22 protein-coding genes are annotated in these 25469 nt (G+C 60.6%); 12 read left to right on the top strand and 10 right to left on the bottom strand.

Annotated elements, in window-relative coordinates; genetic code table 11:
- Positions 1-466 precede the first annotated feature (466 nt).
- Entirely contained in the window at positions 467-1666 is a 1200-nt protein-coding gene (locus DWZ01_RS08480; RefSeq protein WP_117646362.1) for an MraY family glycosyltransferase, read from the top strand.
- A gap of 161 nt (positions 1667-1827) precedes the next feature.
- A complete protein-coding gene (gene trpS / locus DWZ01_RS08475; RefSeq protein ID WP_089572045.1) occupies positions 1828-2877 on the top strand; it encodes a tryptophan--tRNA ligase in 1050 nt (349 codons plus the stop codon).
- 383 nt (positions 2878-3260) lie between these two features.
- Here trpS and DWZ01_RS08470 read toward each other — a convergent pair whose 3' ends face one another.
- The 5 genes from DWZ01_RS08470 to pckA all read right to left on the bottom strand — a co-directional run bounded on the left by DWZ01_RS08470 (position 3261) and on the right by pckA (position 7877).
- Complete coding sequence (locus tag DWZ01_RS08470; RefSeq protein ID WP_117770205.1) at positions 3261-3581, bottom strand: MGMT family protein; 321 nt, start codon at positions 3579-3581, stop codon at positions 3261-3263.
- An 80-nt stretch (positions 3582-3661) separates the two neighbouring features.
- Positions 3662-4516: a DegV family protein gene (locus DWZ01_RS08465; protein ID WP_117848665.1), complete on the bottom strand. Its 855-nt coding sequence runs from the start codon at positions 4514-4516 to the stop codon at positions 3662-3664.
- 119 nt (positions 4517-4635) lie between these two features.
- Positions 4636-5085 (bottom strand): MarR family winged helix-turn-helix transcriptional regulator, encoded by a 450-nt coding sequence (locus DWZ01_RS08460; RefSeq protein ID WP_035137250.1) that lies wholly within the window; start codon positions 5083-5085, stop codon positions 4636-4638.
- A 173-nt stretch (positions 5086-5258) separates the two neighbouring features.
- Positions 5259-5978, bottom strand: coding sequence for a B3/4 domain-containing protein (locus tag DWZ01_RS08455; RefSeq protein ID WP_117848663.1), 720 nt, complete (start codon positions 5976-5978; stop codon positions 5259-5261).
- Between the two features lie 228 nt (positions 5979-6206).
- Positions 6207-7877, bottom strand: a complete 1671-nt coding sequence (gene pckA / locus DWZ01_RS08450; protein WP_199412423.1) for a phosphoenolpyruvate carboxykinase (ATP) — start codon at positions 7875-7877, stop codon at positions 6207-6209.
- Positions 7878-8256: 379 nt separating this feature from the next.
- Between pckA and DWZ01_RS08445 the strand changes: the two genes are divergently transcribed.
- Positions 8257-9837, top strand: coding sequence for a lipopolysaccharide biosynthesis protein (locus DWZ01_RS08445; RefSeq protein WP_369832490.1), 1581 nt, complete (start codon positions 8257-8259; stop codon positions 9835-9837).
- A 316-nt stretch (positions 9838-10153) separates the two neighbouring features.
- Here the strand turns inward: DWZ01_RS08445 and DWZ01_RS08440 are convergent, their stop codons facing one another.
- On the bottom strand, positions 10154-10993 hold the full coding sequence (locus tag DWZ01_RS08440) for a metallophosphoesterase family protein (RefSeq protein WP_117848661.1): 840 nt from the start codon (positions 10991-10993) through the stop codon (positions 10154-10156).
- A 253-nt stretch (positions 10994-11246) separates the two neighbouring features.
- On the opposite strand from DWZ01_RS08440, the gene DWZ01_RS08435 reads away from it, so the two are divergent.
- The 5 genes from DWZ01_RS08435 to DWZ01_RS08415 all read left to right on the top strand — a co-directional run bounded on the left by DWZ01_RS08435 (position 11247) and on the right by DWZ01_RS08415 (position 17556).
- Positions 11247-12848, top strand: a complete 1602-nt coding sequence (locus DWZ01_RS08435) for a potassium/proton antiporter (protein WP_117770200.1) — start codon at positions 11247-11249, stop codon at positions 12846-12848.
- A 226-nt stretch (positions 12849-13074) separates the two neighbouring features.
- Complete coding sequence (serC, locus tag DWZ01_RS08430) at positions 13075-14199, top strand: 3-phosphoserine/phosphohydroxythreonine transaminase (protein ID WP_117770199.1); 1125 nt, start codon at positions 13075-13077, stop codon at positions 14197-14199.
- 71 nt (positions 14200-14270) lie between these two features.
- Positions 14271-15434 carry a phosphoglycerate dehydrogenase gene (locus tag DWZ01_RS08425; protein ID WP_006235446.1) on the top strand — a complete coding sequence of 388 codons (1164 nt, stop codon included), beginning with the start codon at positions 14271-14273 and terminating at the stop codon, positions 15432-15434.
- A 177-nt stretch (positions 15435-15611) separates the two neighbouring features.
- Complete coding sequence (locus tag DWZ01_RS08420; RefSeq protein WP_117848659.1) at positions 15612-16832, top strand: M20 family metallopeptidase; 1221 nt, start codon at positions 15612-15614, stop codon at positions 16830-16832.
- 40 nt (positions 16833-16872) lie between these two features.
- The gene (locus tag DWZ01_RS08415) at positions 16873-17556 is read left to right on the top strand and encodes a DUF1015 family protein (RefSeq protein WP_117848657.1); all 684 of its coding nucleotides are present in this window, start codon (positions 16873-16875) and stop codon (positions 17554-17556) included.
- Positions 17557-17685: 129 nt separating this feature from the next.
- Here the strand turns inward: DWZ01_RS08415 and DWZ01_RS08410 are convergent, their stop codons facing one another.
- The 3 genes from DWZ01_RS08410 to DWZ01_RS08400 form a co-directional block, all read right to left on the bottom strand.
- Positions 17686-18321 carry a histidine phosphatase family protein gene (locus DWZ01_RS08410; RefSeq protein WP_117770196.1) on the bottom strand — a complete coding sequence of 212 codons (636 nt, stop codon included), beginning with the start codon at positions 18319-18321 and terminating at the stop codon, positions 17686-17688.
- Between the two features lie 17 nt (positions 18322-18338).
- Complete coding sequence (locus DWZ01_RS08405) at positions 18339-18881, bottom strand: histidine phosphatase family protein (RefSeq protein ID WP_117770195.1); 543 nt, start codon at positions 18879-18881, stop codon at positions 18339-18341.
- Between the two features lie 83 nt (positions 18882-18964).
- Positions 18965-19636 (bottom strand): nitroreductase family protein, encoded by a 672-nt coding sequence (locus DWZ01_RS08400; RefSeq protein ID WP_158556918.1) that lies wholly within the window; start codon positions 19634-19636, stop codon positions 18965-18967.
- 262 nt (positions 19637-19898) lie between these two features.
- On the opposite strand from DWZ01_RS08400, the gene DWZ01_RS08395 reads away from it, so the two are divergent.
- On the top strand, positions 19899-20501 hold the full coding sequence (locus DWZ01_RS08395) for an HdeD family acid-resistance protein (RefSeq protein WP_117770193.1): 603 nt from the start codon (positions 19899-19901) through the stop codon (positions 20499-20501).
- Positions 20502-20984 (top strand): DUF188 domain-containing protein, encoded by a 483-nt coding sequence (locus tag DWZ01_RS08390; protein WP_117770192.1) that lies wholly within the window; start codon positions 20502-20504, stop codon positions 20982-20984.
- Between the two features lie 167 nt (positions 20985-21151).
- Here DWZ01_RS08390 and DWZ01_RS08385 read toward each other — a convergent pair whose 3' ends face one another.
- Positions 21152-22246, bottom strand: a complete 1095-nt coding sequence (locus tag DWZ01_RS08385; protein WP_117770191.1) for a putative manganese transporter — start codon at positions 22244-22246, stop codon at positions 21152-21154.
- Positions 22247-22418: 172 nt separating this feature from the next.
- Between DWZ01_RS08385 and DWZ01_RS08380 the strand changes: the two genes are divergently transcribed.
- Together DWZ01_RS08380 and DWZ01_RS08375 are read left to right on the top strand one after the other, a co-directional pair.
- Positions 22419-23387, top strand: coding sequence for a hypothetical protein (locus tag DWZ01_RS08380; protein ID WP_006235437.1), 969 nt, complete (start codon positions 22419-22421; stop codon positions 23385-23387).
- A 652-nt stretch (positions 23388-24039) separates the two neighbouring features.
- The gene (locus tag DWZ01_RS08375; protein ID WP_117770190.1) at positions 24040-25146 is read left to right on the top strand and encodes a hypothetical protein; all 1107 of its coding nucleotides are present in this window, start codon (positions 24040-24042) and stop codon (positions 25144-25146) included.
- The last annotated feature ends 323 nt before the right edge of the window (positions 25147-25469 follow it).

Here is a 25469-nt window from a genome sequence, read left to right as displayed (position 1 = left end):
ACGGCTCGAGCCCAAGGCGCCGTAATCGTCCGACACGATTTTTGTAATGTCAAGACTGGAATCGATAAAGTGCCGCTTTATGATGTAGGTATTCCGCCCCCCGCGGAGCAACTGGGTGAACCGTCGCGTTTATTTAGGGAGCCCACACAGTCGTACCTAGTACAGGTATCCTTCGTTGTTAAGGACGCTGGAACAGTCGATGAGGGCACCCACCTGTTTTAGGTGGGTTCATTTTCGTAACGTGGGGGGTGGTTTTCTTTTGCCGAAAATCGCCATTACAGTCCATATGGATCCCCACCGGCATCCCAACAATCCATCGACAATACCCTAATATCTGGTAAGCGCGTGATTATCGCTGCGCGCAATTCCATGCACCCCCCTTGGTCGAGTATCATGATTCGGCTATGCCCTTTGCGCATGGCGTTCTTCTGACCTTTCCCTTCTACGCTTGGCGGTTTTTAGATTCATGGCTTCATCCCCGAGCTACATACCGTACCTATGCGTGGCAGCGGCGGCCTTTATCACGACCTTCCTCACGGTGCCTCTGGTCAAGCGCCTGGCAATTAAGCTCGACGCCGTCGACTATCCTTCCAAGCGCCGCATCAACACCAAGCCCATCCCGCGTTTGGGCGGAACGGCGGTGTTTTTGGGCCTGGTCGTTGCCTGCATTGTGCAAATCCTAGGCACCTGGTACCTGGGTTGGCCGCCCGTTTTGGTGCCCCACCCCCGTCTGCACATCAGCTACCCCATACTTGCGCTTTCTTTTACCGTCATCTTTGCGACCGGCGCTATCGACGACGTCTTCCAGCTCAAGCCCAAGCAAAAGCTAGCCGGACAGGTCCTCGCCGCGCTTATCGCCTGTATCGGCGGCCTGCGGATCGGCGTCATCGTCAACCCGTTTGCCCCCGGCGAGATCATGCTCGGATGGCTCGCCTACCCCATCACCGTGATCTATCTGGTGGCATTCACCAACATCATTAACCTCATCGACGGCCTCGACGGCTTGGCCACGGGCATCTGCGGCATCGCGTCGTTCACCATGTTTTCGATGGCCGTTCTCTCGGGCCGCATCGACGCCGCCGCGCTCTCCATTGCGCTCTTTGGCGCTTGCCTGGCCTTTTTGCGCTACAACTTCAACCCCGCAAGCATCTTCTTGGGCGACTCGGGGTCGTTGCTTCTGGGCTTTGCACTGGGCTCCATCTCGCTGCTCAACGTGAGCCGCACCGCCGCGCTCACCTCGCTTATCATCCCGCTCATCGTTGCCGGCGTGCCCATCATCGACACGTTTAGCGCCATCGTGCGCCGCAAGCGCGCCCACATTAGCATCGGGCAGGCCGACAAGGGCCACATCCACCACCGCCTGATCCAAGAGGGCTACAACCAAAAGCAGGCAGTGCTCCTCATCTATGCCTGGTGCATCATGCTTTCGGCCGGCGCCGCCGCGATTAACCAGGTCGAGGTGCCCATGCGCGTGCTCATCTTTACCGTGCTCGCCATTGGCTCGGCGGCCTTTGCCAAGCACCTGCACCTGTTTGAGCCCGTGCTGCGCCACCATTACAACAAGCGCACGCACGAGGACGAGCTCGTCACCCCCGACGATCCCGCCTTTAAGCAGGAGGAGCAGGCGGCAGAAGAACGCAGGGAGGAGCGCCACCACAGGCGCTAGGGTAAGCTGCCGAGGATGCGCCCAGGCGCCGCCGGCCAAACGCGCAGCCACGCCGCGCCCATCGCACATGCCGCCGCTCTCCCGCCCCTCGCGTACTTACGCCCCGACCCTCCAATAAACGCGTTATCATCTTGACCCATGAACATACGTTAGGAGCAATCATGCCAAACGAGAACAGCTACGAAGTCGCGCTGCAAAAGAGCAACGCCATTCGCGAGGGCCTGGCCAAAACGCCCGAGAAGTTCACCATGCTCACCGGCGACCGCCCCACCGGCCGTCTGCACCTGGGTCACTACTTCGGCACCCTCAAGGGCCGTGTTGAGCTGCAGAACATGGGCGCCAAGACCAATGTGCTCATCGCCGACTACCAAGTCATCACTGACCGCGATACGACCGAGCACATCCAGGACAACGTGTACAACATGGTCATGGACTACCTTGCCTGCGGCATCGACCCCGACAAGACCATGATCTACGCGCACTCCGCCGTACCCGCCGCAAACCAGCTCATGCTGCCGTTCCTGTCGCTGGTCTCCGAGGCCGAGCTGGCGCGCAACCCCACGGTCAAGGCCGAGATGGAGGCCTCGGGCCACGAGCTCACCGGCCTTCTGCTCACCTACCCGGTGCACCAGGCCTGCGACATCCTGTTCTGCAAGGGCAATGTGGTGCCCGTCGGTCGCGACCAGCTGCCGCACATCGAGCTCACCCGCACCATCGCCCGCCGCTTTAACAACCGTTACGGCAAGGTGTTCCCCGAGGTCGACGCGCTGCTGTCCGAGACCCCGCTGCTGCCCGGCCTGGACGGTCGCAAGATGAGCAAGAGCTACGGCAACGCCATCAATATTTCGATGACCGCCGAGGAGACGGCCAAACGCATCAAGAAGAGCCAGACCGACTCTGAGCGCATGATCACGTTCGATCCCGAGAACCGCCCCGGCGTGTCCGGCCTGCTTTCAACCGCCGCCATCTGCACTGGCCGTTCCGAGGTCGAGATTGCCGAGGAGATTGGCATGGGCGGCTCCGGCCAGCTCAAGAAGTACGTGACCGAGGCCGTCAACGAGTACTTCGCGCCGATCCGCGAGCGTCGTCAGCGCTATGAGAACGATCTGGACTATGTGAAGGACGTGCTGCACGAGGGCAACCGTCGCGCCAACGAGATTGCCGAGCAGACCCTGGCCGAGGTTCAGGACGCCATGGGCATGGTGTACTAGATCGATCTGCTGGCTAGAACTTTCGATTGCTATAGGGCGGGCGCTACGGCGTCCGCCTTTTTTGGTGCCCGACCGGTTCGGCTCTGCCCATTGCACTCCCCCGACAAACAGGAACAGGCCCGCTGGCAGTTAGTTGCCAGCGGGCCTGTTCCCGAAGTACACCGTTGAATCGCACAGAGGGGAGGAATGCGAATCAAACTCAACAGGGCAGGCTTTTTCATCGCCTATTGCCTGCTCCGTTGCTGAAACCAATATAGTTCACCGTGGTTTACTTTGCAGCATCAATATCCGCCGCCATAGCTTCTCCATAAGTTAGCCCAAGTAAACTAAACCACCACAAAGGGGGCAGGCACCTTTGTGGTGGTTTTGGCCACGGCAGAGCGCTAGAGCCCTGCTGGCCAGCGACAGGCGGGCAAGTCGACGTGCATGTCGTCCTTAAACGCCACACCCTCCCCTAGCAAAAGCTCACGTTGAGCATCGGGACCGCCAAAAGCGAAGCCCTCGCATATGTGCCCGTCGGCAAACACCACGCGGTGACAGGGAATCTCGCCGGGACGCGGATTACTATGCAGGGCATACCCCACGTACCGCGCACTTCGTGGACGACCGGCAAGCAGCGCCACCTGACCATACGTGGCGACCATCCCCTCGGGGATCTGCTCGACCACCTCGTACACCCGTTCAAAAAAGCCCTCAGACGCCATTGCTCGCTCCCTTCCACCCGGAAAAGCATAAACCACCACAAAGGTGCCTGTCCCCTTTGTGGTGGTTTATGGCAGATCGGTTAGTTGGCGGGCTGGAAGAAGGCTACGGCGACGGCGCCGGGGCCTACGTGGGTGCCGATGGTGGCGCCGATGGTGTGAACGGGCAACTCGCCTTCGGTGTGGCCAGCCCAAAGTGCCGCGCTGTCCTCGATATACTTCTTGAGCACCGCATCCGAAAGGCCCGTATAGCCGAGCGCCAGCGGCATGGAAAAGTCGATGCCGCCCGCTTTTTCGACCTTCTGATTGAGCAGATTGCGGCCGTTCTTGGAACCGCGCGCCTTACCCAGCTGCACGATCAGACCGTCCTCGACAGCCACCACGGGCTTTACGTTGAGCAGCGTGCCCACGGCGCCGGCCGCAGCAGACAGACGACCGCCGCGCACCAGGTACTCCAACGTCTCGAGCAGGCCGATAACCACCACACGGTCGCGCACGGCCTCGACGGCCGCCGCGATCTGAGCTGCACTACGACCCTCATCCACCAGGCGCAGGGCATACTCGACCATGACACGCTCGCCCAGAGTGACGTTATTGCTATCCACCACGTAAACGTCGCCGCCTGGCGCCTCGGCAAGTGCGGTACGGGCACTCTGATTGGTGCCTGATAGCTTAGCGCCCACGGTAATAATCACAGCCTCATCGCCGGCTTCACGAACCTTGGCAATCGCCTGCGAAAACGCGTACGGGTTGACCTGGCCGGTCTTGGGCAGCTCATCGCGCTCCACGAGCATCTCGTAAAAGCGCTGGTGATCGATGTCGATGCCATCCATGTACACATCGGTGCCAAAGGTGACGGACAGCGGCAAAACGGCCAGCGCTGGGTGCTCGACCGGCGACATATCGCTTGCGGAATCGGTAATAATGCGGACGGACATAGCGAATCCTTTCTTGCGCAGGTCCCGCGCAGGGAATTTTGACAGCAAGGCCCCGGCACGGTATACGCGCTCAAACAGGACTATGCAGTTGTTAATTGGAAGCAAAAGCCTTGGCGGCCCTACAGCTCGCGCAGGGTGTTGAGAATCGTGCGCAGCGACGCATACATCTGCTCGCGCTGCTCCACACCCATAGCCTTACCGGTGGTATCGAGCACCTCGCGAATGATGCGGTCCGCTTCGCTCATGCTCTCGCCGCCCAGAGCGGTCAGGCGCACCGGAGCACGATACTTAACGGCGGCATCGCCCGAATCGTCGACCTCGACGTAGCCGCCCTCCTCCAGATGAGCGAGCGTACGCGAGACGGCGGCGCGGGTCACGCCTGCCATGCGAGCCAGGTCAGCGCCAGTCAGGCCGTCCTTGCTGCGCTCAAGATAGTACAGGCACATAACGTCGGAGCCCTTGAGGCCCAGCCTTGCGCCCTCGGATGTCTTAATGCGCTGGATCTCCTTGTAGAGCCCGCTGATCAGTCCGACAAAGTCCTCGAAACGTGTCTCGTCGTTCTGCTGCATGGGAGACGACCGCCTTTCGCTTGCATAATGCTAACGGGTAAACATCTTAACCGTACTTATCGGCCGCCAGCCCTGCGCACCCTATTTGTTAACCCATCAACATAAAAACCACCACAAAGGGGACAGGCACCATTGTGGTGGTTTTGACCGTCGAGTTTGATCCGCAGACTTCGCTACAGCTCCACGCAGGGATTGTCGCGAGTCACAAGCGTCTTAACGACAACCGTCGCTCCCAGATAACGCTCGAGCAACTCAGCGAGGCGATCGATCGCGGCCTGGCAGTCCTTCATTCGCTCGGGCTCCACGCACTCAATCGCCAGGAACGCATCGGCCGAATCATCGGACAGAGCCGTTCGAACGCCGTCGCGCCAGTTCCAGCAGCGGCACACGGCGCCCGCATCATCGATATAGGCCAGCTCGCAGGGCAGCGTCGGATCGTCCGCCTCCTCGCCAAGCGGCAAGAACGCGTCGCCACCGTCGGTCACCTTCAGGCGAAGGTCTCCCTCGATCGCATGCAGATCCTCGCCTCCCACGGGCAGCGCGTAGGTCAGCGACACCGTGTTGTAAATATCCACCGCCGGCGTGATATGACCGACCGGCTTGCCCTTGAGCACGCGCTTAAGCAGGTTCTCGATCGAGCAGCGCGCGCCTTTCTTGGTCTTGAACAGACGATAGGCCTCGCGCCATGCCTTGACCGGTGCGTTCTCGCTGATAGTGTCGCTGGTCAGATGACGCTCCGCATCGATATTGGCGCGGTCGAGCAACGCCGCAATCGCATCCACGTCCTCTTGAGGAATCTGAGCCGTGGGCTTCATGCCCTCCACGATCACAACACCGACCGCTGCCTGCGGAAACAGCTCCCAGAATGAATCCTCGGTAATAAAGCTCTTCATACGCTCTCCCTTCATTGTGCGCGCCCGAGCGAGGGCGCCTAAACAAAAAGCGCCCTTACAACGGCCACCTTCAAAGTCCTACGGTGCCGTCACAAGAACGCTTGCGCTGTCCCCATCCGGAGAAGGGGACGATATGTCAGGCGTATTGTAACCCGAGTCATCCACGCGAGCAAAACCACCACAAAGATGCACTGGCCCCTTTATGGTGGTTTTGGGTCTGAGGCGACGCTAGTGGCGGAGTCCCAGCAAGCCGTGGCCGCGATGACGGGCCTCGGCGGACACCTGGGCGTGCGGGCCGGCGGCTTTGACGGACTCGGGCAGGTGCGAGTACTTCTTCTCGAAGTTCTCCTCGAACATCACCGCCAGGTTGTGCGCGGCCTCGTCGTAGCGCGCGGTGCTCTGCCAGTATTGGCGCGGCACCAGGATGCCATCGGGCACGCCGTGGCACGTCGTGGGAATGTCAACGTTAAAGATGTCGTCGTGCACGAACTCGCTGTCCTCGATGGTGCCGTCGAGGGCGCGCGCGACCAGCGAGCGCGTGTAGGCCAGCTCGATGCGATGACCCACGCCGTAGCCGCCGCCAATCCAGCCGGTGTTGACCAGGTACACGCGCGTGCGGCCGTCGGCAATGCGCTCGCCAAGCATCTTGGCGTAAACCATGGGGTCGAGCGGCATAAACGGCTCGCCGAACAGCGAAGAGAACGTGGGCGTGGGCTCGGTGACGCCGACCTCGGTGCCGGGAATCTTAGCCGTAAAGCCCGTCACAAAGTGGTACATAGCGGCATCGGCCGTCAGGCGTGAGATGGGCGGCAGCACGCCAAAAGCGTCGCAAGTCAGGAACAGCACGACACTCGGAGTGGTGCCCATGCCCTTAGTCCACGCGTTAGGAATGTGCTCCACGGGATAGGCCACGCGCGTGTTGTGCGTGATCGAGATGTCGTCGTAGTTGGGCTTGCGGTTCTCGTCGAGCACCACGTTTTCGCAAATGGCGCCAAAACGGACGGCGTTGAAGATCTCGGGCTCGTGGAAGGCGTCCAGGCCCTCGCATTTTGCGTAGCAGCCACCCTCAATGTTGAAGATACCCATGTCGGACCAACCGTGCTCGTCGTCGCCGATCAGCAGGCGCGTGGGATTGGCCGAAAGCGTGGTCTTGCCGGTGCCGGACAGGCCAAAGAACACGGCGGTCTCGTGCGTGACGGGATCCATGCTGGCCGAGCAGTGCATGGGCAGCACGTCGTCCTCGACGGGCAGCAGGTAATTCATAACGCTGAAGATGGACTTTTTGATCTCGCCGGAGTAGCCGGTACCCGCGACCAAAATCACGCGCTCCTGGAAGTTGATGACCACGGCGGCGCTGGAGTTGAGGCCCTTGATGGCAGGGTCGCATTGGTAGCCCGGCGCGGCGAGCACGCAGAAGTCCGGCTCGCCGGTGCGCGCGATTTCGCGGGCGAGCGGGCGGGCGAGCATCTGCTTAATGAAGAGCGCCTGGCTGGCACGCTCGCAGGCGACGAGCAGGCGGCGCGTATGGTTGCGGTCGGCGCCGGCCATGCCGCGGGTGACGAACACATCGCGCTCGTTGAGATAGTCGACGATGCCGGCTTTGATGACCTCGTAGCTTTCGACGGACAGCGGGCGGTTGACGGCGCCCCAGGCAATCTTGTCGTGGACATCGGGGGTGTCAACGATAAAGCGGTCGTTGGGCGAACGTCCGGTACGCTCCCCCGTCTCGATCACCAGCGCGCCGTTGGATGCCATGCGGCCTTCGTTGCGGCGGATGGCATGCTCGACGAGCTCGGCTGCCGGCAGGTCAACCAGCAGGCGGGGCTGGTTCTCAGCGGGGTCTTCGACCAGCGTAATGCCAAAATTGGACAGAACTTCTGCAGGGGTAACACCAGGCATGGGGCCTCCTTTAAAAACGCGGCACGTGGACGCGGCGCGCACTTTACTCACGTAAAGCCCGTTGTACCCGATATGCAAAAACGTTTTTGCGGCAAGGGCGGCAAGCCCGCCCAACGGTCAAAAATCGCAGGCAAGCGGCCCAGTCATTGGGAACGTTCTTAAACGACTAGTCATTGGGGACACTCTTGAACAGGCAACATTCAAGGAGCGTCCCCGGATGCCGGCACTTAGGGACGTTCCCAAAGTGCCGGCACATAAGGAACGTCCCTAAGTGCCGACTACTGAATGGCGCCGCCGAAATTATTGAACAACCTGTTCAAAAACACGAATGGATACCACCGCGACTATACTAGAGCGCAGCAATAGAAAGGACCCCGCTTTGAGCATCACGCCCCTCGATAGCATTCGCCGCGCCATCGCCCGCCGCAACGGCATCTCCAACCCCGCTGCATTGAAAGACGGCGCCGCGAAGGCCCAGGGCGGCCGCATCGAGAACGGCCTCTTCCCTGCCTCCCACACGGCCGAAGAGCTCGCACGCATCCAGGAGCTGAGTCAGCGCAACGCCGGCGGACCCGATAGCAGCCAAGCCACACGTCGCCGGCGCGAACGCGATCAGGAGCCCGGCCCCGTCCGCCGCATGGTCAACGCTTGGTGGAACCGCCTGCTCGGCGCCATCTACGGCGGCGGCTTCTCCATGCAGGAAGCGGAATACGAGGAGCACGCCACCCGCCGCGACTATCTCTGGAATACCCTGGGCACCGCCGTGTGGGGCATGGCGTTTCCTCTGCTCACCATCGTGTCCACACAGCTCGTGGGCGCCGAAGAAGCAGGCAAATTCTCCATCGCCTTCGTCACCGGCACGCTCATCATGATCGCGTGCAACTACGGCGTGCGCAATTTCCAGGTCTCAGACATCGACGAAAAGACGTCCTTTGCCTCCTACCAGCTCAACCGCTGGCTTTGCGGAGCGCTCGCCCTAGGCTGCGGCCTCATGTACAGCAGCGCCCGCGGCTATGACGCGCATATGGCGACGATCGGCCTGGGCGTCTACCTCTACAAGGTGATCGACGGCGTCGCCGACGTGTACGAAGGCCGCCTGCAGCAGGCCGACAAGCTCTACTTGGCTGGCATGAGTCAAACGCTACGCTCCGTCGGCGTCATCGCGGTCTTCAGCGTGGCGCTGTTCCTCACGCGTAGCATGCCCATCGCGGCCATGGCCATGGGCATCGCCGCGATCGCCTCGCTCGTGCTGGTCACCGCGCCGCTCGCCCTGCTCGAGACCGAAAAATCGCGCCGCGTAAGCCTGCGCGAGGTCGGCCACCTGTTTGTCCAGTGCGCCCCACTCTTTGGCGCGCTATTCCTGTTCAACCTAATTGAGAGCATGCCCAAGTTTGTGATGGAAGGCAAGCTGGCATACAAATATCAGCTGTACTTTAATGCCCTGTTCTTTCCGGCGCAGGCTATTCTGTTGAGCATTGGATTTATCTATAAACCGCAGCTCCTGCGCTTGTCGAGCATTTGGGCTAATCCTCGCAAGCGTCGTCGCTTTGACCTGATTATTGTTGCCGTTATGGCGCTGATCGTGGCCATCACCGGCGTGTGCGCCGCATTTATGGCAGGTCCCGGTATTCCCCTCATGAGCTTTATGTACGGCCTCAGCTTTGAGCGCTACCGTACGCTGGCGTTGCTGATGGTCGTCGCCGGCGGCGTCACCGCGGCCATCGACTTTATCTACGCCATCATCACGGTGCTACGCCACGCTGGAGACGTCACCAAGATCTACCTGATCTGCTTCGCCGTAAGCGTGGTGCTGCCGGTGATCTTGATTAAGCTGCTGGGTCTGATGGGCGCTGTGGTGAGCTACCTAGCCATCATGGCCCTACTCCTGGTGCTACCGATAATCGAGTACGCCCACATCCGCCAGCGCATAGAACGCGACCGCAACCCATACGGCGCCTAATTAGCTGCCCGGTCACCGGAATTTGCGATGGAATCACCCCGTCTGGGGTCTCGTTGCGGACAATATTCATCACGCAAAACTAAGTGAGTAGACTTTTACCGAATCTCCGACCACACCAACAGAGCACAAGTCTGTGACCTGCGGTTTTATTGAGGCAAATATGTTGGGTGCTCGGCATTTCCAAAAAAGTCTACTCACTTAGCCAGCGGGCAGCCAAATGATTATTTAATCCCCGTCCCAGAGAAATCAATTAGCGGGCAGAAGGGCAAAAGTAGTCAAAAAAGCCCCGTCCCAAATTAGCTACCCCTTGCACCGATTATTCGCCCGGGTTGATGTTCGCGTAGAACTCCGCCCCGTCGTCCAGGCGCAGGATGCCCACGCGACCGAACTCGGAGCCGGTGGCGGCAGCGCAGTCGATGTCGATGCGATCGGGCACACCGGCGGCATCCTCGCCGCCCAGGCGCACGATCTGCCCGCGGCCCGACTCCTCATCGAGCCCCGCAAGACCAACGACCTCGCAATAACGCCCGAGCGACACCGTTGGCGTGTGACCGCTCACCACGACCGGACCCTTGCCCTCGGCAGAAAGCAGCCCGGTCGGCACATCCCAATAGCCGTGACGAATCCACAGCAGGTCATCGGACGACTGCACTGCGAGCATCTGCTGCAGCAGCTCGCGATCAGCACCCACCGCTCCGACGCCATCGGCACAATCGACACCATGCTCAAGCAAAAACGCACGCGCCGCCTCGGTCTGAATGCCGGCGTGCACCAGCAGGTACGGCCGCTCGGCAGTCTCGACCACCGCGTAGAGCGGCAGCGCGGCCATCCATCGCACGAGCTCCTCGTATGCATCAAATTCCATGTCGTTGAGCTGCTCGCGCGTCGTCCAGCCACCGTTGATATCCCAGGTCTCGGCATCGAGCGGATCCTGGCCAATGATGGCATCGAGCATGATCTGCTCGTGATTGCCCTTGAGCACGCGGGCGTTGGGCAGCGAGCGCACGAGCTTAATAACACCGACCGGATCGGGCCCGCGATCGATCATGTCGCCCAGCACGTACAGTGTGTCGTCGGACGTCAACGAGATCTTAGACAGGGCCTCGTCAAGCGCACGCACGTGCCCGTGAGCGTCAGATGTCACATAGATCGCCATGGTACGCCTCTCCTTGCATTGCGGCCGAAGCCCGGTGCCGCAACTAAAACTTCAAGTTGAACTTAAACGTTACCCATTGTACTCCGTTGCAATAAAGCTGGAAAGGGTTTCCGAGCAGAGGCAAAGACGGCAGCCGTCTATGACGATATCGCGCACGCCCGCAATCCAACCCCATAAACCCACCATCTTTGGGTACAAATAACCGCAGACAACTGACCGTGCCACGCCAACCACCCAGGAGCGGACACCATCTATGAACCAGATCCTTCTCTTTATCGGCCTCGTCATCATTTTGTGCCTGACCATCAAACCCGTCGGCAAAAAACTCCCCTTCCCCACCCTGCTCATCTTTATCGCGCTCGGCATGCTGTTGGGCGTCAACGGCCCGGCGCATATCGACTTTAGCGACTACGCGCTCACCGAAACCGTCTGCAGCACGGCGCTGCTGTTCATCATGTTCTACGGCGGCTTTAACACCAACATCGACCGCGCCAAGCCCGTCGCCGTGCCCGCGGTGCTGCTGAGCACGCTCGGCGTCGTCATCACCGCAGGCATCACCGGCGTGTTCGCCCACTTCGTGCTGGGCTTCGACTGGATCGGCGGCCTGCTGCTGGGATCAGTCGTGGCATCCACCGACGCGGCCAGCGTCTTTAGCGTTCTGCGCGAGCACAGCCTGTCGCTGAAGGGCGGCACCGACTCGCTGCTCGAGGTCGAATCGGGCTCCAACGACCCCGTCGCCTACATGCTCACCGCCGTGCTCGCCACACTCGCGGCCGGCGGCGACATCAACATTCCCGCACTGCTGGCCAAGCAGATTATCCTGGGCGCGGGCCTGGGCCTTGCCATCGGCTGGGCGGCGGGCCGTCTGATTGAACGCGCACACGCAACGGCCGAGGGCGCGCAGACCATCTTCTTGTTCGCCGTGGCGATCGTCGCCTACGCGCTACCAAGCTATCTGGGCGGCAACGGCTTTTTGGCCGTATACCTGGCCGGCATTGTGCTGGGTGCGAGCGACATCACCGGCAAGGTCGAGATGGCGCACTTCTTTGACACCCTCACCGAGATGGCCGAGATGACGATCTTCTTCTTGCTCGGCCTGCTCGTCACGCCCGCACGCCTGCCGCAGATGCTGCTGCCGGGCCTGGCGCTCATGGCGTTTATGCTCTACGTGAGCCGTCCCATCGCCGTCGGCGTGCTCCTGGCGCCCTTTAAGACGAACCCCCGCCAGGTCGCGCTCGTAAGCTGGGCGGGCCTGCGCGGAGCAGCTTCGGTCGTGTTTAGCCTCTTTGCCGTGGTGGCCGGCGTTCCCGGCGGACACGACCTATTTGACCTGGTGTTTGTGATTGCCGTGTCGAGCATTGTGGTGCAGGGCTCGCTGCTGCCAGCGGTGGCGAAGAAGCTCGATATGATCGATGCGACCGGCGACGTGCGCCGCACCTTTAACGACTATCGCGACGAAGACGGCATGTCATTTGTAAAGCTCAAGGTGGGTGCTGGCCATCCGTTTGCCGAGCGCTCGCTCGCCGATATTGGCAGCGCGACGGACATGCTCGTGGTCCTGGTGCTGCGCGACGGGGCGCACCCGGTGCTGCCCAACGGCGATACCGTGATCCAGGAAGGCGATCTGCTGGTGATGGCCGCCCCAACGTTCGAAGAGCGTGCCGAGGTTACGCTGCGCGAGGTCACCGTAACCCCCCACGGTCGCCTGGCCGGCCAGCGTCTTCGCGATGTGCCGCAGGGCAAGCACCCCTTTATCGTGGTGATGCTCAAGCGCGACGGCCAAACGATCATCCCCGACGGCAACACCCTAATATACGCCGGCGACGAAGCCGTCATCGCCACGCTCGCGTCGTAGCGGGCAGGAGGTAGCTAATTTGCGACGAAGAGATCAAACGCCTAGAAAGCCTCATGCCTTCGCTCGCAGATTTGGATTTGACTGAGGAGTAAAGCACCCCTCCCCCATGTAACCATCCTGTAAATCATAGCGGCGCACTCGGGTTTTGCTGTGATGCGGTCGCGCCTAGCGCTCCACTGTGCTAAAGTATCCCGAACGTTCAAACGACTACGAGGGAGACTAGAAGATGGCACGTGTGCACAACTTCTCAGCTGGCCCGGCCGCGCTGCCTACAAGCGTGCTCGCCGAGATCGCCGACGAGATGATGGACTACCGCGGTTGCGGCATGTCCGTGCTCGAGATGAGCCATCGATCTAGCATGTACCAGCAGATTATCGACGACGCCGAGGCAACCCTGCGCCGTCTGCTGAGCATCCCGGACAACTACCGTGTCCTGTTTTTACAGGGCGGTGCCACGCTGCAGTTTGCGGGCATCCCCATGAACCTCATGCACCGCGGCCGCGCCGGCTACATCGTGACCGGCAACTTTGCCAACAAGGCATACAAAGAAGCCGCCAAGTACGGTGAGGCCGTGTTGCTCGCGAGCTCCGAGGACACCAACTTCGACCGCATCCCCGACATGGCCGACATCAATGCGCGCATTGCCGCCGAGGCCGCAGGCGACGGGCTCGACTACGTCTACATCTGCCAGAACAACACCATCTTTGGCACCATGTACCACGAGCTGCCCAGTTGTGGCGATGTGCCGCTGGTCGCCGATGTCTCGAGCTGCTTCCTGTCGCAGCCGCTCGACGTTGAGCGCTACGGGCTCATTTACGCCGGAGCGCAGAAAAACGCCGGCGCCGCGGGCGTGACCGTGGCCATCGTGCGCGACGACCTCATCGCAGATGGCCCCGCCTTTGCGCAGACGCCGCAGTACCTGGACCTTAAGACCCAGGCCGCCAAGGGTTCCATGCTCAACACGCCCAACACCTTTGGCATCTACGTGTGCGGCAAGGTGTTCCGTTGGGTTGAGCAGACCGGCGGACTTGCCGCCATGGCCGAGCGCAACTGGGCCAAGGCCAACCTGCTCTACGACCTGCTCGAGCACAGCGTGCTGTTCCATGGCACCACACAGGCCGACAGCCGCTCCATCGCCAACGTCACCTTCCGCACCGGCGACGCCGAACTCGACGCGGCCTTTGTCGCAGGCGCGGCAGAGCACCAGATTCAAAACGTCAAGGGCCATCGCCTGGTGGGCGGCATGCGCGCTAGCGTCTACAACGCCGTAACCATGGAAGATGTGCAGGCACTGGCCTCGTACATGAAGGACTTCGAAGCGCAGCTTAGTTTGAGCCCGCGATCTAACTAGCCCGCAACGCGCGGGCCGATCAGCCATCTCAGACCACCCTGTATAGATCAAAACCTGCTAAGGAGTTTTCCATGCGCAAGATTAAAACCATCGATGACATTACCAAGGACGGCAAGGTCGAGTTTGGTGAGGGCTACGAGTTTGTGAGCACCGCCGAAGAGGCCGACGCCATTCTGATGCGCTCGACCGACCTGCACGGCTACGAGCTGCCCGAGGGCATCCGCGCCATCGCCCGCTGCGGCGCCGGCGTCAACAACATCCCCGTCGAGGAGTACGCCAAGAAGGGCGTCGTCGTCTTTAACTCCCCCGGCGCCAACAGCAACGCCGTTAAGGAGCTCGTCCTAGGCATGCTGGTGCTCTCGAGCCGCGGCGTGGTGCAATCAATGAACTGGGTGCGTGACAACGCCGACGACCCCGAGATTCAGGTCGATGCCGAAAAGGCCAAGAAGGCCTTTGTGGGCCGCGAGCTCAAGGGCAAGCGCATCGGTGTCATCGGCCTGGGCAACGTGGGCTCCAAGGTCGCCAACGCCTGCGTCGATCTGGGCATGGACGTTTACGGCTACGACCCGTTCATTTCCGTCGAGCACGCGTGGGTGCTGAGCCGCGAGGTGCAGCGCGTGGGCACGCTCGAGGATCTCTGCCGCGGCTGCGACTACCTCACCGTGCACGTGCCCAGCAAGGCCGACACCATCGGCATGATCAGCACCGAACAGATTAACCTGCTGGCACCGGACGCCGTGCTCATCAACTACGCGCGCGAAACCATCATTGACGAGGACGCCGTCGACGCCGCCCTGCGCGAGGGCAAGCTCAGCTGGTTTAGCTGCGACTTCGCCACGCCCAAGACGGTCAAGATGCCCAATACGTTTATCACCACGCACTCGGGCGCCGGCACCGGCGAGGCCGAGGCCAACTGCGCCGACATGGCCATCAGCGAGCTCAAGGATTACCTGGAGAACGGCAACATCGCACACAGCGTCAACTACCCCGCCTGCAGCATGGGCAAGGCGCGCGCTGCAAGCCGCATTGCCTGCCTGCATGCCAACGTGCCCAACATGATCGGCCAGATCACGGCCATCCTGGCCAAGGACAACGCCAACGTGCAGCGTATGACCAACGAGTCCGCCGGCGAGAACGCCTACACCATGTTCGACACCGACGAACACCTAGACAGCAGCACCATCGAGGCGCTCAAGCAGATTCCGTCGATGTATCGCGTGCGCGTGATCAAGTAGCGCCGACTGACCTGACGGGCAGTTCCCCATGTGGCCTGCCCGTCGCTGACATTGAATGCCCGCGGGGGCGCCTTTCGCACGAGAGGCGCCCCCATTTTTGTGAGCGCTCCATTAAATGCACTGAGCCGCTTCTTGGCATACAATCTGTATGTTGACCTAACTATCTGTGAGGTGCCTATGGTTGATACAGATTTTGCTTGGCGGCTTACGCAAGGGCTCGTGCGGATCGACAGTTCAGACCCGGGTGCGTATGAGGACGAGATTGAGCGCTATATCAAAGCGTTGGTTGAGGAACGGTTGGCGCAGCTGAGCTATCCGGTACTCGATGCCGTGCAGATTGCAGAGCACGAAGTACTCCCCGGACGCCGCAATCTAATGGTCACCGTGCCGGGCCAAAGCGACGAGCCACGGCTCGTCTACATCTGCCATTTGGATACCGTCACCTTGGGCGATGGCTGGGACGCGGACATTCCGCCGCTCGGAGCGATCGTGCGCAACGATAAACTCTACGGCCGTGGTGCCTGCGATATGAAGGGTGGCCTGGCCTGCGCCATTGCCGCACTGGTCCATACGCTCGAGCGCGTGGCGGCAGAAGGCGAGCTGCCCCACCGCGGCTTTTCGCTCATCTGCTCGGTCGACGAGGAAGACTTCATGCGCGGCTCAGAGGCCGCGATCGATGCTGGCTGGGTCGGCTCGCGCGAATGGGTGCTGGACACCGAACCCACCGACGGACAGATCCAGGTAGCGCACAAGGGGCGTACGTGGTTCGAGATCGAGATGGCCGGCGTCACGGCTCATGCAAGCCAGCCTTGGAAGGGCGCCGACGCCGTCGCCGCCATAGCCGAGGTCGTGTGTTCGCTCCGTCGCGCGTTTATGGCGCTGCCCGCGCACGATGAGCTGGGGCCTTCGACCATCACGTTTGGCCAAATCGAGGGCGGATATCGCCCCTATGTCGTGCCCGACCGCGCCAAAGTCTGGGTCGACATGCGCCTGACCCCGCCGACCGATACGGCCGCCGCAATCAATATGGTCGAGCATGCCATCGCCGTCGCCGAAGCCACCGTTCCCGGTTGCCATGGCAGCTACACCGTGACGGGCGACCGCCCCGCCATCGAGCGCGATCCGGTCTCTCCCCTTCTAGCTGCACTCAAGTGCGCAGCAGACGATGTAACGGGCACGGACACGACCGTCGGCTTCTTTACCGGCTACACCGACACTGCCGTCATTGCCGGCAAGACGGGTAACCGTAACTGCATGAGCTATGGCCCAGGCTCGCTCGCGCTCGCCCACAAGCCCAACGAATATGTGCCCCACGCCGACATCGTTCGTTGTCAGCAGGTGCTAATCGCGCTCGCCGATAACGTGCTCTGGGACGCGAGCGGCCAAGTTGGGGCATAATAAGCCGCGAACAAACCGACTCGTGCGTTAGGACCTCCCCATGAAAGCACTTCCGTTTCCCTGCATCCGCCCGGCTCAGGACCGCGTGCTCGAGGCACTACCTGCAATGGGCAGCATCCTGAGCGGCAACGATGCTCTGCGCGGAGCCATTGCCGATGGTCTGATGCTCAAGGACCCGGGTGCGGCGTATTACGTGTACGAATGCTCGGGCGAGCCGGGACGTGCGACGGGCGTCGTGGCGATCTGCCCGACGAGTGTACTTGCGGGCGGCAAGGGCGATGCCAGCGCCGACGTGGCCGCCGCTGCGCACGCGATCGCCGAACTCAAAGTTCAGCCGCGCCCCGTGTCGCTCGCCTACGAGGCGTCGCCCGTCATGGACATCATCCTGGGCGCTGCCAAAGAGGGCGCCTCGCTCTACGCCGTCACCGACCCCGCGGGCATTACGCACCGCGTGTGGGAGGTCAAGCGCGAGGACGCCGTCGGCGCCATCCGTGCCATGCTCGACCAGGCGCCGGAGCCGGCACTGGCCGACGACCCTGCCTACGCTGCCGCACTAGTCGAGGCATCACAGCTCCTGGCCGACGATGCCCATGCTGCCGGCACCTACACGGGCAAAGAGCCGTTCAACTTTGCTGTAGCCGCACTGTTCCCCGCCGCGCAGATCGCCGGCGCCGCGCCGCAGGTTCCGACGGGTCTGCTCACGCACCAAGTCGCGCGGTTCTAGCAAGACCAGACCACGCAGCACAAAAATCGGCAGCTCAACAAACAGGGGGCGGAGATGCAGCAGGTACATGTATCTCCGCCCCTTTTGCGTCGAGAAGTTATGCCGGCGACCCGAGCCGCCACGCTCGCGTTATCCGCGCTGCGGACCTGCAGTAGCCACAAGCGGTTCAAGGCCCAGCTCGCGTGCGTAATCCTCCTGCGTAAAAATCTCAATCAGCTCAAACGTGTCGGATTCGTCGTCAAACGCAAAGTGCAGCACCGAGCAGTTGCCCGGCACACGGTCGCGCTCGTCTGCCGCCGCGCCCTTCACGTGATCCATAAACTCCTTGATAGCCGAGCCATGACTTACCGCGAGCACGCACGCATGGTCCGGACGCTGCATAAGCTCGGTCAGCGTCGCCACCATGCGCTCGCGCACCTGCATCTGGCCCTCGCCGCCAAACTGACGATAGAAATCGCGCCACGGGCGCTCGGGCATAAGCATCACGCGCTCGGCCTCAAAGTCGCCAAAGAACCACTCGCGCAGTCCGTCCAGACGCTCGTACGCCAAGCCCGGCCACAGGTTGGCGATAGTCTGCTCGGTGCGATGAAGTGTGGAGGTGTAGGCATGATCGGGCTCAATGCCGCGCGCACGCAAAAACATGCCGGCACGCGCCGCCTGGTCGCATCCCAACTGCGTAAGCGGCGAGTCACTCCAGCCCTGAATAATACGCTTAAGGTTGAATATTGTCTGCCCATGACGGACCAGATACAGATCTTTATTCATAGGGGTCCTTTCGTTCGTTACCAACCCAAGAGCGAAAACGCCCCGTCGCAATAGCCAAAATGAAGCACGGCACCGTTGTCGGGTAGTTCTCCCTCGCCAGTCACATACTCAAGAAACTCCTGGCAGGCTGAGCCGTGGGAAACCGCCAGCACGCAGTCGTGCTGCGGCCTGGCCATGATGCGGGACAGCGCCGCGACCATGCGCGACTGAAGCTGCACTTCCGACTCGCCGCCAAAGGCCACCGGATAATCGCCCCAGGGCTGCGGCGGCATCTCGCGATTTGATGTACCCTCCAGCGAGCCCAAATGCCACTCGCGCAGGTCATCGACCAGCTCTATCGAGCGGCCCTCACCAGCAATTAGCTCAGCCGTACGCCGCGCCCGGCCCAACGGGGAGGAATACACATGGTCAAAGGCCACGCCGCACGCCTCAAACGCCGCGCGCGTCGCCAGCGCCTGCTGACGCCCGCGCGCCGTAAGCGGCGAATCGTGCCAGCCCTGCAAAATGCTCTGCACATTGAGCTCAGTCTGCCCATGCCGCACCAAATACAGATCGGCCACATGCCCTCCCCTCGTACCACCACAAAGGGGACAGGAGTCTTTGTGGTGATTTTGCCGCCGGATTGCGCCGCAACGACGCACAACTACAGCAGCACGTCGGCAAGCGGACGCTTGGGCACGTGATGCACCTGCGCCCCATCGCGCCAGTAATTGATAGAACCATCCGGGTTGGAATCGATCGCATCGATGATCTGCGTTTCGGCCGGAACGCCAAACGCCATGATCAGCTTGAGCTCGTATCTGTCGTTATCGAGCCCCATGGCATCGATTGCGCGGGGCGTAAAGGCCTTGAACATGCAAGCCGCCACCTCGGGCGTTGCGCTGCGCGCGGCGAGCATCATCGTCTGAGCCGCGATGCCCGTGTCGACCTCGGTGATAGGCGCGGCGGGCTTGCCGGGAACGGCGCGCTCGGCAAGAATCGCGATGTAGCCGGTCGGGCGCTCGCCCTCGGCAGGGCCCGGCCAGTCCTTGAGCGCGCCGGCCCATGCGAGCTCGTCAAACACACGAGCGCAGTCCTCGGCGTCGCTCACCACATGAAAACGCAGACGCTGAGCATTAGCGCCGCAGGGAGCCAGGTGCGCCAGCTCTGCCAGCTCAAGCAAAAACTCGCGCGGTACGCGCATGGACTCGTCAAATCGACGGCATGTGCGGGCACGACGGACCAGCGCGTCAAACGATTCCAGACCGAGCTTTTCGCAACCTTGCTTTGCCATCAACTCCACGCTCGACGGCGCCGCGGGAACAGCTTCGTTCATAGAGACCCCCAATACAAGGCAATTGTTCTTAGGAAAATCTAACCTAAAACGCAGGCAATAACGAACAGAGCCGCAATGTTCTACACCTGTTGAATAGAAAAACGCGACATGGGGAACAACGAGAACAAATCGGGACCTTTGGGTTACACTTCGCCCTCCCCGACCCATACGCCGGTGCCTTTAGGCGATACTTGTTGTAGCAACTGCGACATACGCCGCAAAAACAACAATGACGGCAAACGCCGCGCGGAAAGGAGACCTCATGGGCATCTTTAAGAACGACGACCAGCAGTCGAATCTGTTTGGATTTGACGAGAAAAGCATGGCAGGCAAGGCAATCAAGGCCGTGCGCTGGATCTACGCCGTCACGGGCGTCATCGCGCTGCTTGCCGGCATCGCGCTGCTGTTTGCGCCCGCCAAGTCCCTCGTCTTCCTGACGACCGTCCTGGGCTTCTACTTTGTGATCACGGCTGGCGTCAGGCTGTTCACCGCCATTTTTGAGCCGCTGCTGCCCGCCGGCTGGCGCGTCACGAGCATCATCTCCAACCTGCTCATCATCCTGGGCGGCGTCATAATCCTGCGCAACCAGGCCTTCTCGACCGCGACGCTCACCACGCTCGTGGTGGTCGTGGCCGGTTTTGGCTGGATCGTCGAAGGTGTCATGTCCATTCTGGAGTCCGAGCTTTCGTCTAACCGCGCCCTTGCCATCCTGAGCGGCGCGCTCTCCATCATCGCCGGCATGTTCGTGTTTATCTATCCACTGTGGTCGGCAAAGATGCTCGTCATCTTTAGCGGCGCCGCGCTCCTGGTGTTTGGGGTGACGCTGATTATTCGCGCTATCCGCTTTGGCAAGCTGGTGCGCTAGATGCCGCGAACGCTGTTTATTGATGCTGACGCCTGCCCGGTCACGCGCGAGTCGATCGACTGCGCGCGGCGGGCGGGCGTCGCCGTGGTGATTGCCGGCAACAGCACGCAGAACCTGGAGCGGCACATTCGCCGCGACGATCCACGTGATGCCGAGCACGCGCGGCGCGGCTTTTGGGTCACCACGCTCGATGTGAGCGTGGGCGCCGATAGTGCCGACTTTGCCATTGTCGAACGTCTGCAGGCGGGCGACGTGGTCGTGACGCAGGACATTGGCCTGGCGAGCATGGTGCTCGGCCGCGATGCCTCCGCCATCGGCGTGCGCGGGCGCGTGTACGACAAGGCGACCATCGACACGCAGCTGTTTATTCGTCACGAGGAAAAGAAGGTGCGCCGCGCTGGCGGTCGCACCCGCGGGCCAGCAGCCTTCACCAGCGAAGACCGCGCCCGCTTTAAGCGCAACCTCACCGAGCTGCTGCGCTAACCAAGGCAGATTTTTGGGACATGCCTAAAACTCTGCCTTTTTGTTTTGGACGGTGTGAGCGCTCAGGATCCGTGGCTCAACAAAAAACGGGCTTCAAAATGCCATGCGTCGCCGCATTGTGCAGACGCCGTGCATGGCTATTTTGAAGCCCGTTTTGTTAGGACTACTTAGAGGCCAAAGGCAGATAGGACGAGGCCCCAGCCCGCGCCGATGACATACATCATGACCAGGAACACGGCGTTTTCGCGAGCGCTGCGGTTGGTGCGGAACAGCACCAGGTAGCCCACTCCGGCGGAAATGAGCGTGCCGGCGAGCATCGGCGCCAGCTGCAGCGCGCCTTCCAAATACAGTTGCGTAATGACCACGCTCGCCGAGCAGTTGGGGATCAGGCCGACAAGCGCCGAACCCAGGACGGCGAGCGTCTCGTTGCCACGCAGGAACTGCTCGATCGCAGATTCGCCAAAGGTCTCGAGCACGGCGACCAAAATCAGCGTCACCAGGAAAATGAATACCGATACCTGCACGGTATGCGAGATGGCGCTGCGGATAATCGACAGGACGGGCGCGCCTTCATGGGAGTGAGAGTGACCATGGCCATGATGGTGTTCATGCTCGCCCTCATGACCGTGATCGTGACCGTACCCATGCCCGTGCTCGTCCTCGTCCTCGTCGTCATCACAACCGCAATGGTCGCGCTCGCACAGCTCATGGATGTGATCGGCGCTCACGCCCGCCTCGGCCACCTCGTCGATGATGTCACCGCCGCTGTGGTCATCGTGCGCGCAGTTAACGTGCGCCGGATTGACCGCGGTCCCCAGCACGGTACGACGAATCGCCGCATGCGCACGAGCGTTGCGACGCAAACCGCGAATGGCGGCATCTACGATAAAGCCCGTGACCAGTGCGATCAGCGCTTTCGAAGCCAAAAGCATCGCCATAGTCTGCACGGGAACCTGCTCGGCAAGTAGCAGCGGCAGCATCTCGTCGGAGGTCGAAAGAAACACCGCCACCAGGGTTCCCAGCGTCACGACACGACCGGCGTACAGCGTTGCCGCCATGGCCGAAAAGCCGCACTGCGGCACCATGCCCAGCAACGAGCCAACGACGGGGCCAGCGGCGCCGGCACGCTTGATGGCGCCGTTGACGTGCTCGCCTGCCACATGCTCGAGCGTCTCGAGGGCCAGATATGTCACCAATAAGAACGGCACCAGCGCGAGCGTGTCCTTGCCGGCGTCGAGCAGAATATCAATCAGCAAATCCATGACGGATGGAACCTTTCGTGTCTTTCGGCAGCATTGTAAAAGTCCTAGCGGTCAACTAGGGTATTGTAGTTGTCCTAGGCGGGATGCCAATAGTTGCCCATGGTAAACTATCATCTCGCCACATCTCAATGAACCCGAGCCGCGCGGTGCGGCCCGTCCAAGGAGCAGTTATATGAACGTTTCACAAGCACTCGAATACGAGCGCCAGCCGTTTATTCCCATGTTTATCTATGGCGATCACGGCGCCATGGAGTCCGAGCGCCAGAAGGGCGAAGAGGCCCTTAAGGTGCTCGAAACCGAGTACTTTACCGCCGAGGGCGACCCCAGCTTCGACTTTGCCACCGTGCGCGACCTGGCTGACCGCAACCGCGACCTGTGCGACCAGATTGGCGAGGCACGCCTGCGCAACGTGACGCCCGCGACGCTTTCGCGCGGCCTGTCCGATGCCGACACCTGCGCCGCCATCGGCAAGATGCAAAAGCGCACCGCCGCGTCCGTTATGCGCGAAATCCGCGGCGACCGCGACGCGCTCGGCGTGGCCTACGCCCGCAAGCCCATCCAGGGCACCGTGCTCGGTATCGACATCGAGACCACCGGCCGTGCACCCGAGCGCGGCTATATCATCAACGTGGGCTGGGAGATCATGGAGCTCACCAGCGACGCCGTCCCGCATGACGCCGAGGCACACTACTGCGGCCTGCCCGACATCTACCGCGGCGAGGATGTGCCGCTATCGAACATCCATCACATTACCTGGGACGACATCGACGGCAAAAAACCATTCCGCGAGAACAAGGAACTGCAGAAGCAGCTGCTCAAACTTATGAAGAAGTACCCGTACATGGCGCATAACGCCGCGTTCGAAGACAGTTGGTTCAAGATCCACCTGGACGGTTACGCCGAGGCACGCCGCGCCGGCAAGATCATCGTCATCGACTCGCGCCAGATCTGCCGCAGCCTGGATGCCGACGTCCGCTCGCTCCCCCGCGAGTCCGCGCCCGCCGCGCTCGAGAACTGGGCGCGCCGCCGTGGCACCCTCGCCGCCGACGCCAACGAGCAGCACCTGGGCCTCGACGACACCGACCTCATGCTCCGCACGGTTCAGGCCGAGTTCAACCTCAAGAACCTATTCGCGAAATAACCGATCCATCTGCGGGAGCGCCTGCCAGGCACAGCGCAATCCGTCTGGGCACACCGACACGCAGTAAACTAGGGCGCAGCCTTATGCTGCACCCTAGTTTTCATCAAAACGAGCAAATACGCGTGCTTCACATAGTCGGCAGGTTGGCCCACCTACATTTTTCGAGTTGTTCGGCCAGCTGAACCACTAGTCAAGGCCCCTTGAACCGCAATCGAAGCTAAAATCGCCTTAATTTCGCAACCAAGCCCCATAAATCTACCTGAATCAATTCGAATAGGACGTTGCGATCGCACCTATTTGTATAGGATAAGGCCGAATAACTCAAATTATGTTGGTGAGGCATCTGAGCGGTCGGCAAAAACGCTTAGAAGCTACGAATCCGCAACTAAAGTTCATCAAAAAGGGGCAGCCGGCAGAAACCTCCCCAGCCAAAGCTGCTCCCTCAATACGACAGCTCAAAAACCCACCGTTCGCAGAAGATAAGCCGCGCCCCAATACCGTTGCCCGAAGTTTCGGGCGTATGCGGCGTCCGCTATGCCATCATGCGCGTATGGGAATCATTCTGTCACATACCACGGCACGCGCTGTATACCAAACAGCCAACTCGCTCGCAAGCTACGCGACCGGTCCCATACCTATGGAAAAGATCAGGGTGTCTGCGCCGACCACGTCCGACCTGGAAGCGGCACGAGCATGGCTCAACAGAAAGAATGTCGATTCTGAACGTATCCATGTGCTGACGTTTTCCAATAATGCCAAAAGGCACCGCAAGGGCTGCATCTGCCACTGCACGCACTATACGTTTGATGCAGAAAGCTACCTAGAACTCGAGCCGAACGTCTACATCGTCGATATCAAGCTGTGCGCGTTAGAAGCAACAGCCGACCTCAACCTTTCGGAGCTCGTTGAGTATTACTTTGAAATCTGCGGCTCCTACGCGCTTGGAACGTCCGACGAAACTCAATATCGCGAGCGCCCAGCCCTAACCAGCGTTGAAGAGCTCAGAGCCTTCTTTTCAGAGGCACCGGGGTATCGTGGATCTAATAAAGCACTTAAGGCACTTTCTTATGTACACGAAGGCTGTCGCTCCCCACTCGAAACGGCGTTTGTCATGATGCTGACAATGCCCAAGTCAATGGGTGGCTTAGCCATACGCGCTATCAAAACGGATTATCCAATCCCAGTCCCCAAAAGATACGCCGCCCTAACGCGACGGACGGTTTTCTACCTCGACGCGCTGCTCGAAAATTCGATGACCGATATCGAATACAACGGCTTTTACCACGACGAACCCGAGCAGCAATCAATTGACGAGGAGCGCCGAAACACGCTGCGAAACATGGGATATGCCGTTATCACAGTTAATCGTCATTCGTTTTTCAAACAGTCCGCTTTTAAACGGGTCATGGAAGCGATTCGCATTCGCGAGAAGATATGGCCCGGTCGACTCCCGGATAACTTCGCCATCCTGCAAGAAACTCTTCGTCAATTTGTCTTGCGGCGCTACTTCGAATACGGTCGCCGCGTCCTGGAGACACTCAAAGAAGAAGAGGCCGCCAAGCGCGAAATTGCAAGCCAATATCCGCAAGCTGATGACCCGAGCATCAACGATGTGCCCGAACCCGACGACATGCAACACGTCGGGGCCCTTGCTGAGGAAATCAATGGGGCTTGGGAATGCGACATGTTCGCAAAAATCGATGAAAACCGCACGGAAGACGACACGATTATTGATCTAATTGAGAATTCGCTCTTCTAAAGGCGATCTCTGCGGATGTCCACCTACATTTTTCGACTTATTCGGCCACCGATGTGCCAGATTGGCTGCAGCAATGCTCAATATAACTTTAGATAAAACTGATTCTGCAGGAACTCCCGTAGAGGAAGAACTGATTCTCGCGGTATTTGACACGATAAAGTACAAATATGAACAGTTCTAATGCTTCTCAAGGTGGCTTTCTTAGCATGCTAGCCGAACATCTCGAAATATGTTGGCGAGCATTGCGTCGATGTCTCCCAACCCACAGAAAATCGCAGAGGCGGCAAGCAGTCATCGAAATTAACGCAAATTGTATTGACATA

The sequence above is a fragment of the Collinsella sp. AF28-5AC genome, from assembly GCF_003457875.1.
Classification (GTDB): Bacteria; Actinomycetota; Coriobacteriia; order Coriobacteriales; family Coriobacteriaceae; genus Collinsella.
The sequence above is the reverse complement of the archived record's forward strand: the minus strand, read 5'-3'. Positions and strand labels throughout refer to the sequence as shown.